This is a genomic window from Devosia insulae DS-56, assembly GCF_000970465.2.
Lineage (GTDB): Bacteria > Pseudomonadota > Alphaproteobacteria > Rhizobiales > Devosiaceae > Devosia_A > Devosia_A insulae.
This window is the reverse complement of sequence record NZ_LAJE02000244.1, coordinates 1-15,793: the sequence shown is the minus strand read 5'-3', so window position 1 is coordinate 15,793 and position 15,793 is coordinate 1. Positions and strand designations below refer to the sequence as shown.

Sequence of the window (15,793 nt, the reverse complement as noted above, 5' to 3'; positions counted from 1 at the left end):
CCATTTCGCAGCCTGAGCCTGCCCTAGCGGACGAGGGCAAAGCCCTCGCGGCGGAATTAGGTCCCAGCTTTCGCTCGTAGGCACTAAGTTAGGGCGGTGCCCCACCCACCGGGTCATTCCCGCGAAAGCGGGAACCTCTGTTTTCTTGGCCTTTGCACGATCGCAAACGTAGTTCCCCGCTTTCGCGGGGATGACACCGAGTTTGGATGACAGCCGGTGGGTGCGACCAAGGTCGAGCCAAACCACGCCGCTCGCGAAGTCCGCGCCCTAGCAATAGACGCTGTTCTTGAGCGCCACGCAGTTGCCGTCTTCGGTGGTCAACAGGCTCCCGTCGTCGAACGGGATGATCGAGACGAATGAGTCGGCTGAGATCGGCGCGCTGGCCACCCATTGGCGGCCGCTCCAGTACCAGAGGCCGGCAGCCGGCGACGGTTTTGGCTCCTTGATGATTCCGGGATACTGGATATGTGGGCTGGCGAGCCCGTCGGTCGAATAGACCCCGCTCGCCGTCTCCATGACGTTGACGAACGTGCTGCGCCCGTAGCCGATCTTGCGCACCACCGTTTCCTTGATCGGCTCGACCGAGACGCCGGGCTGGACATAGTAGCTCCAGCGCATCAGCCGGTCCGGATCGAAGGCCGGCGGCCAGGTCTCCCGGGGCGTGCTGAACAGCGTCCGCATCGGCTCTTCCTCGGCCACCGCCCGTGGCAGCACGTTGGGCAGTGACAGCAGCGCCGCCGCTCCGAGTCCGATTGCTCCCGCAAGCATGATCGTCTTCGTCGCGTCCATGGCCGTTCTCCGGTCGGTTTGTTAACCAACCATCAACCATGCCGCCCGAAGGCGTGTCAAAATGGAACAGCGATTAAGGTAAACTTAACCGGAGTTTGTCGCTGCCAGGCCCTCAGGGCAGTTCGGCTGCCAGCTTTTCGACCACCTCGACGAAGCGGTCATAGGCTTCGCGCGTCGGCCACGGGCGGATCAGCTTTTCGAACGGCTCGAACTCGAACACCGGGAATGTCGGCTCGCCGAAATAGCGTCGCGCCTCCTCGGCATCGAAGCCGGCGAGGTGCGTCGCCTCGAGAAAGGCCGCCTCGCGATCGGCGCGCTTGATCTGCTTCTGCAGCGCCGCCGGCGGCGTCGCGGGGAGTGAGAAGCGCAGATACACCGCGCCGAGCAGCCGGTTCTCTACCTCCTTGTAGTTGCCGCCCATCGCCGCCTTGAACGGCGAGATGATGTCGCCCATCACATATTCGGGCGCGTCGTGCAGCACGGCGTAGAGCAGGGCGCGCGGCTCGGCGTCGCGGTTCAGCGCGCGGTAGAGCTCGAGCACCAGCACCGAATGCTGCGCCACCGAGAACGGGTAGTCGCCAATGGTCTGGCCGTTCCAGCGCGCGACGCGGGCGAGGCCATGCGCGATGTCGCTCAGTTCGACATCGAGCGGCGATGGGTCGAGGATATCGAGCCGCCTGCCCGACAGCATGCGCTGCCACGCCCGCTCCTTACCACGCGCCATCATCGTCCCCTGTGCTCCGAAGCATGGGAACGTAGTGGGAACGAGGCTGATTCGCGAGTTGGATGGCGTCCTACTCGTCCGCCACGTCACCGAACTGATAGGTGGCGTAAGGCGGCAGCGTCACCGTCACCGGCTTGCCATCGACAGTGACCGCCGCGGGATCGGTGATGCGGTCGAGCCTGAGGATGGCCACGGCACGACCATCGACCACCTCGCCGATCGGGCCGGCGTCACGGCCGCTGGCGACCACCGACGTGCCGGCTGGGGCGTCAATGCCGGAGACGATCACCGGGCGGCGGCGGGCGGTGCCGCGATGCTTCATCCGGCTCACCACTTCCTGGCCGATATAGCAGCCCTTGATGAAGTCGATGCCCTCGAGCAGGTCGAGCCCGATGTCATGGGCAAAATTCTGGTCGATGCCGAAATCCTGGCCTTGTTCGGGAATGCCTGCGCTGATCCGATGCGCCGCGAAGCTGTCGTCGGCAGGCAGCCAGCCGGTGGTAGCGGTTGTCTGAGCGATGACCCGTTCGCCGAGGCCACGCGGATCGGCGTGGACGATCCCCTCGGCCCACCCGTCAAAGCTCCAGCCCACCGCATGGGTTTCCCTGAGGTCGTCGATCTGTACCTGGGCGCGCAGCCGGTAGAGCTTCATTTTCTTCAGGAACGCATCGGCCACCGTGGCGTCGACATCGAGCCAGAAGGCGTCCTCGGCCCAGCCGCTCAGCCCCTCGGCCTGCACCTTGCCCTGCGGCGACAGCAGCGCCCACCACACGGCGGGGCCCGGTTCGGCCAGCAAGCGCCCGGTCACCACGTCGAACAGCAGTTTCTGCGCCTCGGGACCGGAAAACCGGAAGGCGGCACGGGACGGACGGAGGATTGTGGGCATGGGATGGTTCCGCTACACCCGCCGAAAGGCAGGCGGACTAGAGACATGGCGCAGTACGAGACGATCTTCAAGAACGGCACGGTGGTGAACCATGACGGGGTGCACCAGACCGACATCGCGGTGAACGACGGGCGCATCGTCGCCCTGGGTGATCTGGGCGCGGCGTCAGCCGGCGAAGTGGTCGACTGCACCGGCCTGCACGTCCTCCCCGGTGTCATCGATACCCAGGTGCATTTCCGCGAGCCGGGCCTGACCCACAAGGAAGATCTCGAGTCCGGTTCGCTCTCGGCCGTAATGGGCGGCGTCACCGGCGTGTTCGAGATGCCCAACACCAACCCGCTGACCACGACACGCGAAACGTTTGAGGAAAAGATCCGCCTCGGCACCCGCCGCATGCATTGCGATTTCGCCTTCTATATCGGCGGCACCCACGACAACGTGGCGCAGCTGCCCGAGCTCGAGCGGCTGCCCGGTTGCGCCGGGGTAAAAGTGTTCATGGGCTCTTCCACCGGTTCGCTGCTGGTGCCCGACGATGACGGAGTCGAGGCGATCTTAACTGCCATCTCCCGCCGCGCTGCCTTCCACTCCGAGGACGAGTATCGGCTCGAAGAGCGCAAACCCCTGCGCGTACCTGGCGATCCCTCCTCGCACCCGGTGTGGCGCGACCCGGAGGCGGCGATGCTCTCGACCCGCCGGCTGGTGGCGCTGGCGCGGAAGACCGGCAAGCGCGTCCACATCCTCCACATCTCGACTGCCGAGGAGATGGTGTTTCTGGCCGCACACAAGGACGTGGCGAGCGTCGAAGTGACCCCGCACCACCTGACGCTGGATGAAACCGCCTACACGCGCCTCGGCACCTACGCGCAGATGAACCCGCCGGTGCGCGACAAGGCGCATCGCGACGGCATCTGGGCCGGGGTGAAGAACGGCGTCGCCGATGTGCTCGGCTCCGATCATGCGCCGCATACCCGCGAAGAGAAGGACCACCCCTACCCGCAGTCGCATTCCGGGATGACCGGGGTGCAGACCCTGGTGCCGATCATGCTCGACCATATCAATGCCGGGCGGATGAGCCTCGAGCGCTTCGTCGATATGTCGAGCCATGGCCCCAACCGGCTGTTCGGCATCGCCAACAAGGGCCGCATCGCCGTGGGTTACGATGCCGACCTGACGGTGGTGGATCTGAAGCGGCGCGAAACCATCACCAACGATTGGGTCAAAAGCCGCGCCGGTTGGACCCCCTATGATGGCGTGACCGTCACCGGCTGGCCGGTAGGGACGATCGTGCGCGGCAACACGGTGATGTGGCAGGGCGAGCTGCTGACGCCGAGCATCGGCCAGCCGATGCGGTTTCTGGAAGCGCTTTAGCCACCGAACCCCTCACCCGTCTCGGCCTGACGGCCGATCCACCCTCTCCCCGACGGGGAGAGGAATAGTGGTGGTCACCGCGCTATCCGGATTCTTCTCCCCGTCGGGGAGAAGGTGGCGCGTAGCGCCGGATGAGGGGTGCTTGCTACTGCAGCGAGCGGCTGAGGCTGTATTCGCCGGCCTGGATGCGGTCGGGCAGGGTGGCGATCAGCTCGGCGATCGCGGTCTCTCCATGGTGCTCGACCAGCGAGGTGATCGCCGCGAACAGCGAGGCATGCGCCAGCGCCTGCGTGGCGATGCCGTCGTCCTCGGCGGTGTTCCAGGCTTCCGCAATATACTCCAGCGCCACCTGGCGCTCTTCGCGCTCCGCCTCGGCGAGACGCTCGATGCTGCCGTTGTCGCCCTTGAGGGTCTTCGAGAGTTTCATAACTTCGGCCGTAGCACGGTCGGGCGGGCGGCGCGCCCCATCCGTCTCCAAAAGGTTAATATGCACTCTGCAATTATTGTTAACCGACCCAATCCCCGGAGTCGGTGTTACTCCGCATAGCGCGAGTGGATATCGCGCGCGGTCTTTTCCGCCTCGACCAGGAGGCGCGACATCGCCTGTTCCGCTGACACTGTGCACACCCGGTAAAGCCGCGCGTAGGCCTCGTAACCGGCATTGAAGGCGCCGGTCAGCCGCTGCTTGCGGTCGTCGTCGGGTTCATCAAGTGCGATCAGGTCGGCCATCTCGCCGCGCCAGTCAGAGCTCGCAGCGGGCTTGCACAGCGGGTTGAGGAAATAGAGGCTGCCGAGGATCTCGGACAACCGCTCCATCTCGGCCTGGTAGGGCGGATCGATAGCGCGCGCCGGCGCTGCCGCCAGCAGCAGGGCAATCAGAGCAATGCGAAGCGGGCGGAGGCGCATGGCTTGACCTTTATGTGAAACGCCCGCCTGCCTCAACTGCGATCGAAGACCCGGAAAGCGCCGGCGACCACCTCGCCGAGATCGGGCGTCGTGTGCATGCTGCCGATCTCGTCGAGCCGCACCCAGCGCCAGGCGCTGACTTCGTCGGAGGCGACGATCTCACCCTCGAACGCTTCGGTGGCATAGACCTGCAGTATGAAGCGTCCCTCGCCGAGCAACATCCGCTTGATTGGGTGCAGCCGCCAGACCCTGAGGCCGACCTCCTCCATGATCTCGCGCTCGGCCGTCTGCTCGGGCGTCTCGCCCGGCTCTAGCCGCCCGCCCGGCAGGCTCCACATGCCGAAATACGGCTTCCTGGCGCGCTGGATCAGCAGCACCTTGTCGCGATCGATCAGGGCGACGCTGGCAGCATTGGGAGGCTGGCGGGACTCGGGCATAAACCGATGATTGTGGTTTGTCCTCCTCGCGGCAAGTGCCTAACTAGGGGGTGAAGAGAGGCCTCGACTATGTGCGGACGCTACGCCACCACTTTGCCGCCGGAGATGATGGTCGAGCTGTTCAACCTGCTCAACCAGATCGACTTTCCGCCGCGCTACAACATCACCCCGACCCAGCCGATCGCGGTGGTGTGGGAGCAGTCGGGGCGCCGCACCATCCAGCTGGTGCGCTGGGGGTTCGTCCCCAACTGGGTGAAGGATCCGCGCGAGTTCTCGCTGCTGATCAACGCCCGGGCCGAAACCATGGCGGAAAAGCCGTCCTTCCGCGACGCGGTGCGCCATTCACGCTGTATCGTGCCGGCCTCGGGCTATTACGAGTGGATGAAGGGGCCAGATGGCAAGCGCCAGCCCTACTACATCACCATGGAGGACGATTCCCCCATGATCTTTGCCGGGCTCTATTCGAACTGGGCGGGCCCGAACGGCGAGGAGATCGATACCGCCTGCATCGTCACCGTCGAGCCCAACCTCGAGATCAGCTCGGTCTACGACCGGATGCCGGCCATGCTGACCGGCGACGCCATCGACATGTGGCTCAATACCCGCGATTTCGATATTGCCGCCGCCCGCCAGCTGGCTTTGCCGCTGCCGCCGGGCGCGCTGAAATACCATCCGGTAAGCAAGGCGGTCGGTCGCGCCGATATCGACGGCCCCGAGCTGATCCGCCCGATCAGCCCCGAAGAGGCGGAAGCCGAAGCGGCGGCGGCCGCAAAGCCGAAGAAGAAAGTCGCCGCCGGCGGTAGTGGGCAGCTGGACTTGTTCTAGGGACCGTCGCGACGTACATTAGCCAGGTTAGCTAAGGTAACGTCCATGCCCAAAGTCAACATGCTCGAAGCCAAGACCAATCTCTCCAAGTTGGTTGATGCCGTGGAGAGTGGCAGGGAAACGGAGATCATCCTGGCGCGCAACGGCAAGCCGGTTGCTCGGATCGTGCCGATCGAGCAGCCCGAGCGGCGGTTGGGCATCGCGGAGGGTGAGTTCGGGACGCTTGACGAGGAGTGGTTCAGGGAGTGGCAAGCCCTTGACGAGGTGATCTGGAAGGATGTTCTTGACGCACGCTGGGAACGGTTCGAGCGGCATTCGCGTGAGCTTGAAGAGAAGTACGGCAGGAAGCGGAATAAGTCCGCGTGAGGCTGCTGCTCGACACGCATACGCTGGTGTGGGCAATGACTGCGACGAGGCTGCTTCCGGCCCCACTGCGGCGCACGATCGAAGACGCGCATAACGATGTCCACTTCTCGGCGATCAGCATCTTCGAGATCGCGTCCAAGCGCGCGTCGGGACGGCGCAGTGCGCCGACTACCGCGTCGGACGCCATCGTGGAGCTGGCGGCGCGAAGCGGCCTTCGCGAGATAGCGGTAACCTCCAGACACGCCAAAGCCGTCGAAACGATCGCGGCCTTCCACGCTGATCCCTTCGACCGCCTGTTGCTCGCCCAAGCCCAGGTCGAGGGCTTGCAGCTCGTCACACACGATGAAGCCCTTGCGGCCTACGATCCGCGAACCATTCTGTTCTAGATCGTTTCACGGAACCAATCCGGCCTTTCGCGGGAAGGGATCGGTCAGATCAGCGGCGTGAACAGGCCGCGCTCTACCGGCAGGTGGACCCGTTCCAGATACGCCACGACACCGTCGATCAGCCCGTCGCTCATCGACATGATGCCATCCGGCGTCTCGACCAGCGGTTGAAACGCGCCATTGGCATAGATCTCGTGCGCCAGCGTCCGGCTCTCGACCAGCGGGTCGCCGCGCAGCCGCGCCGGGTAGAAGGCAGGGTCATGGTAATTTTCCTGCCAGCCTTGCCGCGAGGCGAGCAGCCAGTCGACCAGCTCCCGGCGGCGCGCCAGCAGGGTCGCCTCCGTCACCACGGCGAGATTGTTCGGCAGCGGTGCGCCATGGTCGAACAGCAGCATCGCATAGGGGTCGACCCCGGCGAGGCTGAGCCGGTATTGCGGATCGACGATGAAATCGACCAGCCCGGCGATCCGCCGCTCGATCAGCGGCCGCGGGTCGTGCGCGTAAGGGACGATCTCAACCGCCTCAATTGCGAGCCCGGCATAGGCCAGCAGCTCCAGCACCATCGCCCGGTTCATGTCCGGCACTGAAAGCGTGCGGCCCCTGAGTTCGCCGAGATTGCGGATGGGATCGTCGGCCCGGCTGACGATGCCGAGCGGGCTCTTCTGGAACTGCGCCCCGATGACAGCGAGCCTGGCGCCGGTGTCGCGGATCGTCGCGGCCACCGATTCCGGCGCGCAGAGCGCGATATCGGCAGTGCCCTCAAGCAACGTGTGCTCGGGTGTCAGGCCGGCATGTCCGGGGCGGTGCAGCACCTCCAGCCCCACAGCCTGGTAGAACCCTTCGGCGGCGGCAACGAAATAGCCGATGAACTCGGAATCGTTGATCCACGACTGCTGGACGACGAGCTTTCCCACTAGACCCCTCCGTTTCCAGCGGCCGAGGCCGCGGATCGATTCTCGCTTGACGATACATGAAACGTTTAACTAGAGTTGTGCAGGACCTCAAGCGGGGATCGTAGCGAGGTCGTGGGAGTGTCGGCCCGCCGGCATCAACAGGGGAATACGTCATGTGGAAAGTCGCCGTCGCCGCAGCGTCTGTTCTGATCGCTGTATCGTCCAATGCCCTGGCCAGGGAGCCGGTCACGCTTTGGTTCTGGGGCGCGCCGCCCAACCTGCAGGAAGCGTTTCAGAAGGTGCTGGTCGAGCCCTTCAATGCCTCGCAGGATCAGTACGAACTGCAGATGGACTACAACAACGACGTCGATAACAACGTCCGCGTCTCGGTGCTGGCCGGCGAGGGACCGGACCTGGTCTACACCTCGGGGCCGTCCTACATCGCGCCGCTTGCCAAGGCCGGCGTGCTCGAGCCGCTCGAGGGCTATGCGGAAAAATTCGGCTGGAACGACAAGCTGCTCAACCCCGTGCTCGATACCTGCCAGCAGCTCGGCCACCTCTACTGCATGCCGCCTTCGCTGATCTCGGACGGCATGTTCTACAACAAGGCGCTGCTCGAGGAAAAAGGCTGGGCCGTTCCCAAGACGCTCGAGGAAGTCGAGACGGTCATGAAGGCCGCCCAGGCAGAAGGGCTCTACGCCTCGGTCACCGGCAACAAGGGCTGGCAGCCGGTCAACGAGAACTACGCCTCGATCTTCATCAACAACATCGTCGGGCCGACCAAGTTCTACGACATCCTGTCAACCGGCAAAGGCTGGGACTCGCCCGAGATGCAGAAGGCGATCGAGGAATCGGCGCGCTGGTTCAAGGCGGGCTATCTCGGCGGCAAGGACTATTTCTCGCTCAACTTCGACGAGTCGATCTCGCTGGTGAGCCAGAAGAAGTCGCCCTTCTTCTTTGCCCCTTCGATCGGCTTCCAGTGGGCCACCAATTACTTCAAGGATGCCACGGCGGGTGATTTCGCCTTTGCGCCGGTGCCGCAGCTCGATGCCAGCCAGCCCTATCCGATCTACGATATGGGCGTGGCGTTCACCCTGTCGATCAACGCCAACTCCAAGGTGAAGGACGGCGCCGCCCTGGTGCTCGACCGCATCTTCTCGGCCGAGTTCGCGGCCGAAATGGCCAAGGTCTGGCCGGGCTACTGGGGCATTCCGCTCAAGCAGTTCCCGTCCGATCCCGCCGCCACCGGGCTCACCAAGTCCTTCCTCGAGGCCATGGCCGCCATGACCACGGCCGTCGACAAGGGCACCTTCGGCTTCAAGATCGGCACCTTCTTCCCGCCGGCCACCAGCCAGGTGATGTTCGAGGACATCGAGAGCGTCTGGCTCGACAAGATGAGCGCCGCCGACATGCTCAAGAAGGCCGCGACCACCTACGCCGACGAGAAGGCGCAGGGCCTGGTGCAGGAACTCCCCAAGCCGTCGCTCTGAAGCGTTTTCAGGAAAAGTTGCAGACTTTTCCGGTTCGAAAGCGCGACCAGAAGAAAGAGCGTTTCGTTGAAACGCTCCCGGCTTGGCTCCGACGCGGACGACCAACCTCCCCCGGTCGTCCGCGTCCCCCTCCCGGCCCGCGGCGCCGGGAGCCCCATGATCAAGAGGTCTGTTGTGGAACTGTCCAACCCGATGCGTGAGCAGGTCTTTGCCACGCCCGGCGCGCTGCTCAAGGGCTTCGACGCGCTGGAGCTGAACGCCCGGCTCGCCGTCGAAACCCCCGATATCTACCGTACCCGGCGCGTCGTGCTCACCGGCAGCGGCGATTCGTGGTTTGCCGCCAAGGCCGCCGAGCTGTCGTTCTGGATCGACGCAGAGGTCGCCGCGGAAATCCGTTCGCCGCTCGAAACCGGCCGCTATCAATCGCAGCTCTATCCGCGGCGCGAGCTGGAACAGAGCCTCCTGGTGGCGCTCTCCAATTCCGGCGGCGCCGCCCGGGTTGCCGAAGCCGCGACGCTGTGGCGGGCCACCGGCGCCAAGGTCCTGGCGGTTACCCGCAACGACACCGGTCGGCTGGCCGGCATTGCCGATCGGAAGCTGCTCCTGCCGGTGCCCGAACTGCCCAACGCGCCTGGGTTCGGGCCCTATCTGTTTGCGGTGCTCGGCCTGCAGCTGCTCGCCATCCGCTTTGGCGAAGTGAAGCTGGCGATGACCATGGACGAGGCGCAGGCCTTGCGCGGGCAACTGAAGTCGCTGCTGGCGACGCTCGAGCGCGTGGTCGCCGATCTCGACACGCCGACGCAGCAGGTCGCGACCGCGCTGGCCGGCCGGAGGCTGGTCGAGTTCGTCGGCGCTGGGCCCAACTACGCGGTGGCCGAGTATGGCGCCGCCAAGCTGCTCGAGGCCTCCGGCCGCCATGCGCTGGCGCGAGACCTCGAGGAATGGACCCACCTCAACTATTTCGATAACGCGCCGGCCGAGATTGCGACGGTGCTGGTGGTGCCCGCGGGCAGCGTCACAGAGAGCCGGGCGGTCGAACTGCTGGCCTATATGCACAAGCTCGGCCGCAGCCTGGTGGTGGTCGGTGGCGGGGCCGCGGCCGATCTAGCGCACAAGCTCGGTCATGCCGTGCTGCCGATCCCGGCGATCGATGAACGCTGGTCGCCGCTCCTCACCAGTGCCGCCCCGGCACTGCTCGCAGCCCATCTCAGTGCCCTCGATGGGGCCGCGTATGGCCGCGGCGGCAACCCACCGTGGGACGACAGCCTGACGGCCGCCACCGTGCAGCAGAGCGCCATCTGGGAGCCGGGCAAATGAGCCTTTCCAACCACAAGCTCGCAACCACGGCGAACCAAGCCTACGAGATCACCAAAACCGTGCGCGAGGCGGTCGCGGCCTCCGGCGTCACCGAAGGGCTCTGCGTCGTCTTTGTGCCGCATACCACGGCCGGCCTGTCGATCAGCTCGTTCTGGGACCCCAAGGGCCTCGAGGATGTGCATGACGATATCAACCGGCTGGTGCCGACGCGCATCGACTTCAAGCACCAGTTCGACACGCCGCAGGATGCGGCCGGGCATGTGAAATCGGTGCTTGTCGGGGTCAGCCTGACGCTGATCATCGTCGACGGGGCGCCGCTGCTCGGCCACTCGCAGGGCATTTTCTTCAACGAGTTCGACGGGCCGCGCCAGCGCCAGTTCTTCGTGAAGTGCCATGGCTGACGGCGCCGACATCATCGTTGGCGCGGTGCTGATGGACAATATCGTCTACGCCGACGGCAGCCGGCGTGACGATATTCCGGGCGGCGCGGGGCTTTACGCGCTCGCCGGGGCGGCTTTGTTCAGCGATTTCGCCGTGCTCGTCACCGGCACCGGCCGCGATCTGCCGCAGACCTTCGGCCCGTGGCTCGATCGGAACGGCATGACCACACGCGGGCTGCGCTTCGCCGATGATCACGCGCCGCGCAACATCATGCGCTACCTCGACGAGCGCACCCGCACCGAGGCGCCGGTCTATGGCGCCGAGCATTTCCGCAAGATCGAGCCGACGGCCGCTGACATCGCGAGGGTGATCACGGGCGCTCGCAGCCTCTTCATCTTCCGCAATCTCGATCCCGCGTTCTGGGCCGAAACCCTGCCGCTGCTTGCCGCACACCGCCCGCTGACCCTGTGGGAGATCGCGCTCGATGCCTGCCTGCCGGAGAACCGCGCGCGCATCGAGGAGCTGGCCCGGCAGGTCGATGCGCTGTCGATCAATCTCGAGGAGACGGCGCTGATCTATGGCGCGGCCGACGAGGCGACGCTGATCGCCCGGCTTCGCGCCATCGGCACTGGCACGGTGTTTCTCAGGGCCGGGGCCCGCGGCAGCTTTGTCATCACCAGGGGCGCGGTGCGCTTCGTGCCCAGCCTGCCGGTTGCGCCGACCGATGTCACCGGCGGCGGCAACGCCTATGGCGGCGCGGCTCTGGTGGGGCTGGCGCAGGGGCTAAGCCCCGAACGGGCCGGTGCCATGGGCACCGTCGCAGCTCGCCTCGCCATTTCGCAATACGGGCCGCCCGAAGCGGGCGCCGCCACGACGCGCACGGCCGCCGCCGCCCTCGTCGCTGAACTTATGACTATGCTGGAGCAGACCACATGAAGAAGATCCTGATCGACACCGACCCCGGGATGGATGACACCCTCGCGATCATCCTCGCGGCGAAGTCGAAGGCGGTCGAGCTGCTCGGCATTTCCTCCGTCGCCGGCAACTACCCGATCGAGGTGACGACCAAGAACGCGCTGAAGACCCTGGAACTGATCGGGCGCACTGACATTCCGGTGGCGCGTGGCATGGGCAAGCCTCTGGCGCGCCCACTCGCCAAGGATCCGTTCTCGCACGGCTCCGATGGCCAGGCCGAAACCCACTTACCGGAGCCGACGACTACGCCGAGCGGCAAACACGGCGTCGATCAGATCATCGACCTGGTTCGCGCTAACCCGGGCGAGGTGACGGTGATTACGCTGGGGCCTCTCACCAACCTCGCCATGGCCTTCATGAAGGAGCCGGACATCGTCCCGCTGGTCAGGGAGGTCGTCTCAATTGCCGGCTCCTTCGGCCTCAACAAATACGCCTTCGCCAACGCCACCGGGGATACCCCGCAGAGCGAGTGGAACGTCTTCGTCGATCCCGAGGCGGCGCGGCTCGTGTTCGAGTCCGGTGTCAGGCTGCGGGCGGTCGGCCTCGATGTCGCGACCCATTTCGACATCAACTTCACCGCTGAGCAGCTGGCGACGCTGAAAGCCTCCGCCCGGCCGGAAGCCAATATCGTCGAGAAGATGGTGCGGTTCGTCGAGGGCAGGGGGTTCGAGTCCTATTGCGTGCTGATCGACTCGATGGCCGTCGCGGCGGTGATCGATCCGAGCCTGATCGGCACCACCACGGCGCGGGTCGGGGTCGAGACCAAGGGCGAGCTGACGCTGGGGCAGACCGTGGCTGATTTCCGCCACCACCACGGCTGGGCCCATTTGCCGGAAATCGAGGTCGCTTCGAGCGCCGACTACCGGCGCTTCCTCGATCTGGTGATGACGCTGGTGCTGGAGTAACCGATGGATCGCGCAACCGAAGAAAAGATCTACGCCGGCGTCCTGGGCAAGATCCTCGGCGTCTATCACGGCCGGCCGGTCGAGGGCTGGTCGTACGAGCGGATCATGGAGACGCATGGCGAGGTGGATTACTTCGTCAATGGCAAGATGAACCTGCCGATCATGCTGCCCGACGACGACATCTCGGGCACCTTCGCGTTCTTCCGGGCGCTCGAGGATAACGGCTACCCCAAGCGGCTCGATCCGCACACCGTCGGCAAGACCTGGCTCAACTACATCATCGAGGAAAAGACTATCCTGTGGTGGGGCGGCCTGGGGCGCTCGACCGAGCACACCGCGTTCCTCCACCTGAAGAACGGCATCAAAGCGCCGCTCACCGGCTCGCATCAGCTCAATGGCCCCTGGATTCCGGCGCAGATCGGCGCCCAGATCTTCATGGATGGCTTCGCCATGGCCAACCCGAACGATCCGGATCGGGCGGCACAGATGGTGCGCGCCGCGGCCTCGGTCAGCCATGACGGCATCGCCCTCGATGCGGCCGTACTGCTCGGCACCATGGAAGCGATGGCGTTCTCGGAGCCGAGCGTCGACAAGCTGCTCGACCGGGGCCTCAAATATGTCGGCAACAACCAGCTGCTGAGCGTCGTCGACCAGTTGCGCAACCAGTGCGCCAAAACCGACGACTGGCATCGGGTGCGCGCCTGGATCGCCGGCAACCATGGCTACGACCACTATGATGGCCCCTGCCACATGGTCCCCAACCATGCCATCGTGCTGATGGCCCTGCTGATGGCGGGCGACGATTTCGGCCGGTCGCTGAAGATTGCTACCACCGCCGGCTGGGACACCGATTGCAATGCCGGCAATGTCGGTTGCCTCAACGGCATCCGCCTCGGGCTGGCAGCCCTCGACCGCGGCCCGGACCTGCGCGGCCCGGTCAGCGACTTCATGTATGTGGTCACCGCCGATGGCGCCGCCGGTATCACCGACGCGGTGCAGCAGACCCGCACGATCGTCGCCGCAGCCAATGCGCTCAACGACGAGCCGGCCCCGGCGGCCCGTCCGAAATACGGCTTCGATTACCCGGGCGCCACCCAGGGCTTCGCACTCTGCCCGCGTCATGTCGGCCGGCAGGGAGCGCTGCGGCTCGGCAATGCCGGGTCGGGACTGTCGGTCGAGCTCAGCGGCCTGTCGCTCGGCGTCACCGGATCGGTCTCGACGCCGGTTTTCGTCGAGCCCTTCGCGGCGCAGTCGAGCTTCGCCATGGTGGCGAGCCCGACACTCTATCCGGGGCAGACGGTGACGGCGATGCTCGACCGTCCCGCCGGCGTCAAGGCGCGCCTCTACGCCCTGATCTACGACCGCGACGATGCCGTGCAGCGCCTCGAGGGCCCGTGGTCGGACGCCGGCGACCTCGCCTGGCTGGTGCCCGATACCAACGGATTGCCGCTCTACCGGCTGGGGATCGAGTTTGGCTCGGACGGGCGCTTCGACGGCGCGGTGACGGTGCAATCCGTCGACTGGTCGGGCGCCCCGGTCGCCTATGAGACGAGGGGCATGCTGGTCAAATCGATCTGGAACCTCACCCCGTTCTGGACCCGCGCCTGGGTGAGCTCGGCCAAGCACTTCGCGCCGGATTTCAAGTACACGCTCTGCTTCTCGCACCCCTATGAGAACGGCGTCGCCACCACCGGCAGCCGCGACTGGGACAATTATTCGGTCGCCAGTTCCCTCGACTACTCGATCAATGATGGCGCGGGCCTCGTCGCCCGGGCCCGTGGACATCGCCGCTACTATGCCGGCATGCTACGCGGTCGCGAAGCGTTGATCATAAGGCGTTATGACGATGAGGTTGCGGTGCTGTCGCGCGTTCCGGTGGAGGTCGGCGCCGAAGGCAAGCGCGACCTCAAGCTGACCGTGGCCGGCGATCGGCTGAGCCTCGTGGTCGACGGCCGCGCAGCCGGCGAGGCCACCGACGCCACCTTTACCAGCGGCGGCGCCGGCTTCATCGTAGAGAAGGGCACCATCGTGGCCGATGGTTTTCTGGTCCACGCGGTCCACTAGCAGCGGGCATCCCGTCCCGGTTTTGAGGAGTTATCCATGTCCCGCGACGAGGTGGCGCGCCGCGCCGCCCTACAGCAGATCCATGAGCGCTACGCCTACTGGAACAACGTGCCGCATCGCGGCCTGATGGTCGAAGGCCGCCCGGCGATGACGCGCATCGACCCCGACAAAGTTGGCGACTTCGTACTGGTGACGGTGCGCGATCCGCTGATCGCCTATGCCGGCGATCCGACCGCGCATATCGGGCAGTATCTCGAGGGAGCCGAGCTGATCGGCGAATCCGGGATGTTCACCTCGATCTCAGGCACCTACGAGGGTGCGAGGATCACCGTCGTCTCGGGCGGCAGCGGCTCGTCCGAGGCCGAACTGCTGCTCTACGATTTCATGGAGTTCTCCAAGGCCCACACCTATCTGCGCGTCGGCGGTTCGGGTGGCATCGGCACCGACGTCAAGCCCGGCGACATCGTGGTGTCATCGGGCGTGGTGCGCGAAGAAGGCATGACCCGCGCCTATATCGATCGCGCCTTCCCGGCGACCAGCCATTACGAGGTGGTGGCGGCGATGGCGCAGGCTGCCGATGAGCTCAGTGCCGACTATCACGTCGGCATCACCCTGTCGGTCGACAGCGACTTCGCCGGCGTCGGCCGGCCCGGCGTCGGCGGCTACCTGCAACCCTGGAACATCGAAATGCTGGCGACCTACAACCGCGCCGGCGTGCTCAATGGCGATCGCGAGTCGGCGGCTGTCGTGACGCTGGCGGCGCTCTACGGTTTCCGTGGCGGCTCGGTATGTTCGGTGGCGGATAATGTCATCACCAATGCCGAGTTCAGCCACGGCGCCGGCCACGCCAAAGCGATCGACGTGGCGCTGAAGGGCTGCGCCCTGCTCGACCGCATGGACAAAAAGCGCGCCTTGACCGGCAAGAAATACTGGCTGCCCTCGATGGGGTGCTGAAGCATTAGCTGCCGGCCGCGCGACCGGTCCTAGCCGACCCCCACCCCTGCCCCTGTCTCCTATCACACTCTTACGCCGCCGCCCGCCCATCTAGTGTGTACCCCCGGCTCTCCTGGTACATTCTATA

At 65.5% G+C, this 15,793-nt stretch carries 18 protein-coding genes; 11 read left to right on the top strand and 7 right to left on the bottom strand.

Annotated features, from left to right (window positions below):
• Window positions 1–267: 267 nt before the first annotated feature.
• The 3 genes from VW23_RS17455 to ygfZ all read right to left on the bottom strand — a co-directional run bounded on the left by VW23_RS17455 (window position 268) and on the right by ygfZ (window position 2,399).
• Complete coding sequence (locus VW23_RS17455) at window positions 268–789, bottom strand: hypothetical protein (protein ID WP_069910824.1); 522 nt, start codon at window positions 787–789, stop codon at window positions 268–270.
• A gap of 112 nt (window positions 790–901) precedes the next feature.
• A complete protein-coding gene (locus VW23_RS17450) occupies window positions 902–1,513 on the bottom strand; it encodes an HD domain-containing protein (RefSeq protein ID WP_069910846.1) in 612 nt (203 codons plus the stop codon).
• 70 nt (window positions 1,514–1,583) lie between these two features.
• Window positions 1,584–2,399 carry a CAF17-like 4Fe-4S cluster assembly/insertion protein YgfZ gene (ygfZ, locus tag VW23_RS17445; protein WP_069910823.1) on the bottom strand — a complete coding sequence of 272 codons (816 nt, stop codon included), beginning with the start codon at window positions 2,397–2,399 and terminating at the stop codon, window positions 1,584–1,586.
• Window positions 2,400–2,444: 45 nt separating this feature from the next.
• Between ygfZ and VW23_RS17440 the strand changes: the two genes are divergently transcribed.
• A complete protein-coding gene (locus VW23_RS17440) occupies window positions 2,445–3,767 on the top strand; it encodes a dihydroorotase (RefSeq protein WP_069910822.1) in 1,323 nt (440 codons plus the stop codon).
• A 145-nt stretch (window positions 3,768–3,912) separates the two neighbouring features.
• Here the strand turns inward: VW23_RS17440 and VW23_RS17435 are convergent, their stop codons facing one another.
• The 3 genes from VW23_RS17435 to VW23_RS17425 form a co-directional block, all read right to left on the bottom strand.
• Entirely contained in the window at window positions 3,913–4,194 is a 282-nt protein-coding gene (locus VW23_RS17435) for a hypothetical protein (protein ID WP_055873989.1), read from the bottom strand.
• 107 nt (window positions 4,195–4,301) lie between these two features.
• Window positions 4,302–4,673, bottom strand: coding sequence for a TIGR02301 family protein (locus VW23_RS17430; RefSeq protein WP_069910821.1), 372 nt, complete (start codon window positions 4,671–4,673; stop codon window positions 4,302–4,304).
• Window positions 4,674–4,705: 32 nt separating this feature from the next.
• Complete coding sequence (locus tag VW23_RS17425) at window positions 4,706–5,110, bottom strand: NUDIX hydrolase (RefSeq protein WP_069910820.1); 405 nt, start codon at window positions 5,108–5,110, stop codon at window positions 4,706–4,708.
• 69 nt (window positions 5,111–5,179) lie between these two features.
• On the opposite strand from VW23_RS17425, the gene VW23_RS17420 reads away from it, so the two are divergent.
• From VW23_RS17420 to VW23_RS17410, 3 genes are read left to right on the top strand one after another with little or no spacing between them, the layout of a single operon-like run.
• Entirely contained in the window at window positions 5,180–5,935 is a 756-nt protein-coding gene (locus VW23_RS17420) for an SOS response-associated peptidase (protein ID WP_069910819.1), read from the top strand.
• 45 nt (window positions 5,936–5,980) lie between these two features.
• Window positions 5,981–6,301, top strand: a complete 321-nt coding sequence (locus tag VW23_RS17415) for a type II toxin-antitoxin system prevent-host-death family antitoxin (RefSeq protein WP_069910818.1) — start codon at window positions 5,981–5,983, stop codon at window positions 6,299–6,301.
• On the top strand, window positions 6,298–6,687 hold the full coding sequence (locus VW23_RS17410) for a type II toxin-antitoxin system VapC family toxin (RefSeq protein ID WP_069910817.1): 390 nt from the start codon (window positions 6,298–6,300) through the stop codon (window positions 6,685–6,687). The genes VW23_RS17415 and VW23_RS17410 overlap by 4 nt, the downstream gene beginning before the upstream one ends.
• Before the next feature lie 44 nt (window positions 6,688–6,731).
• Here VW23_RS17410 and VW23_RS17405 read toward each other — a convergent pair whose 3' ends face one another.
• Window positions 6,732–7,601, bottom strand: coding sequence for an ABC transporter substrate-binding protein (locus tag VW23_RS17405; RefSeq protein ID WP_069910816.1), 870 nt, complete (start codon window positions 7,599–7,601; stop codon window positions 6,732–6,734).
• Window positions 7,602–7,753: 152 nt separating this feature from the next.
• Here VW23_RS17405 and VW23_RS17400 point away from each other — a divergent pair, with 152 nt between their 5' ends.
• From VW23_RS17400 to VW23_RS17370, 7 genes are all read left to right on the top strand, one after another.
• Window positions 7,754–9,070 (top strand): ABC transporter substrate-binding protein, encoded by a 1,317-nt coding sequence (locus tag VW23_RS17400; RefSeq protein WP_069910815.1) that lies wholly within the window; start codon window positions 7,754–7,756, stop codon window positions 9,068–9,070.
• 174 nt (window positions 9,071–9,244) lie between these two features.
• Window positions 9,245–10,387 (top strand): SIS domain-containing protein, encoded by a 1,143-nt coding sequence (locus tag VW23_RS17395; protein WP_141728374.1) that lies wholly within the window; start codon window positions 9,245–9,247, stop codon window positions 10,385–10,387.
• On the top strand, window positions 10,384–10,788 hold the full coding sequence (locus VW23_RS17390) for a secondary thiamine-phosphate synthase enzyme YjbQ (protein ID WP_069910813.1): 405 nt from the start codon (window positions 10,384–10,386) through the stop codon (window positions 10,786–10,788). Before VW23_RS17395 ends, VW23_RS17390 begins: the two co-directional genes overlap by 4 nt.
• On the top strand, window positions 10,781–11,704 hold the full coding sequence (locus tag VW23_RS17385) for a carbohydrate kinase family protein (protein WP_069910812.1): 924 nt from the start codon (window positions 10,781–10,783) through the stop codon (window positions 11,702–11,704). The genes VW23_RS17390 and VW23_RS17385 overlap by 8 nt, the downstream gene beginning before the upstream one ends.
• On the top strand, window positions 11,701–12,648 hold the full coding sequence (locus VW23_RS17380; protein WP_069910811.1) for a nucleoside hydrolase: 948 nt from the start codon (window positions 11,701–11,703) through the stop codon (window positions 12,646–12,648). The genes VW23_RS17385 and VW23_RS17380 overlap by 4 nt, the downstream gene beginning before the upstream one ends.
• A gap of 3 nt (window positions 12,649–12,651) precedes the next feature.
• Complete coding sequence (locus VW23_RS17375; protein WP_069910810.1) at window positions 12,652–14,712, top strand: ADP-ribosylglycohydrolase family protein; 2,061 nt, start codon at window positions 12,652–12,654, stop codon at window positions 14,710–14,712.
• Window positions 14,713–14,748: 36 nt separating this feature from the next.
• The gene (locus VW23_RS17370) at window positions 14,749–15,666 is read left to right on the top strand and encodes a nucleoside phosphorylase (protein WP_069910809.1); all 918 of its coding nucleotides are present in this window, start codon (window positions 14,749–14,751) and stop codon (window positions 15,664–15,666) included.
• Window positions 15,667–15,793 lie beyond the last annotated feature (127 nt).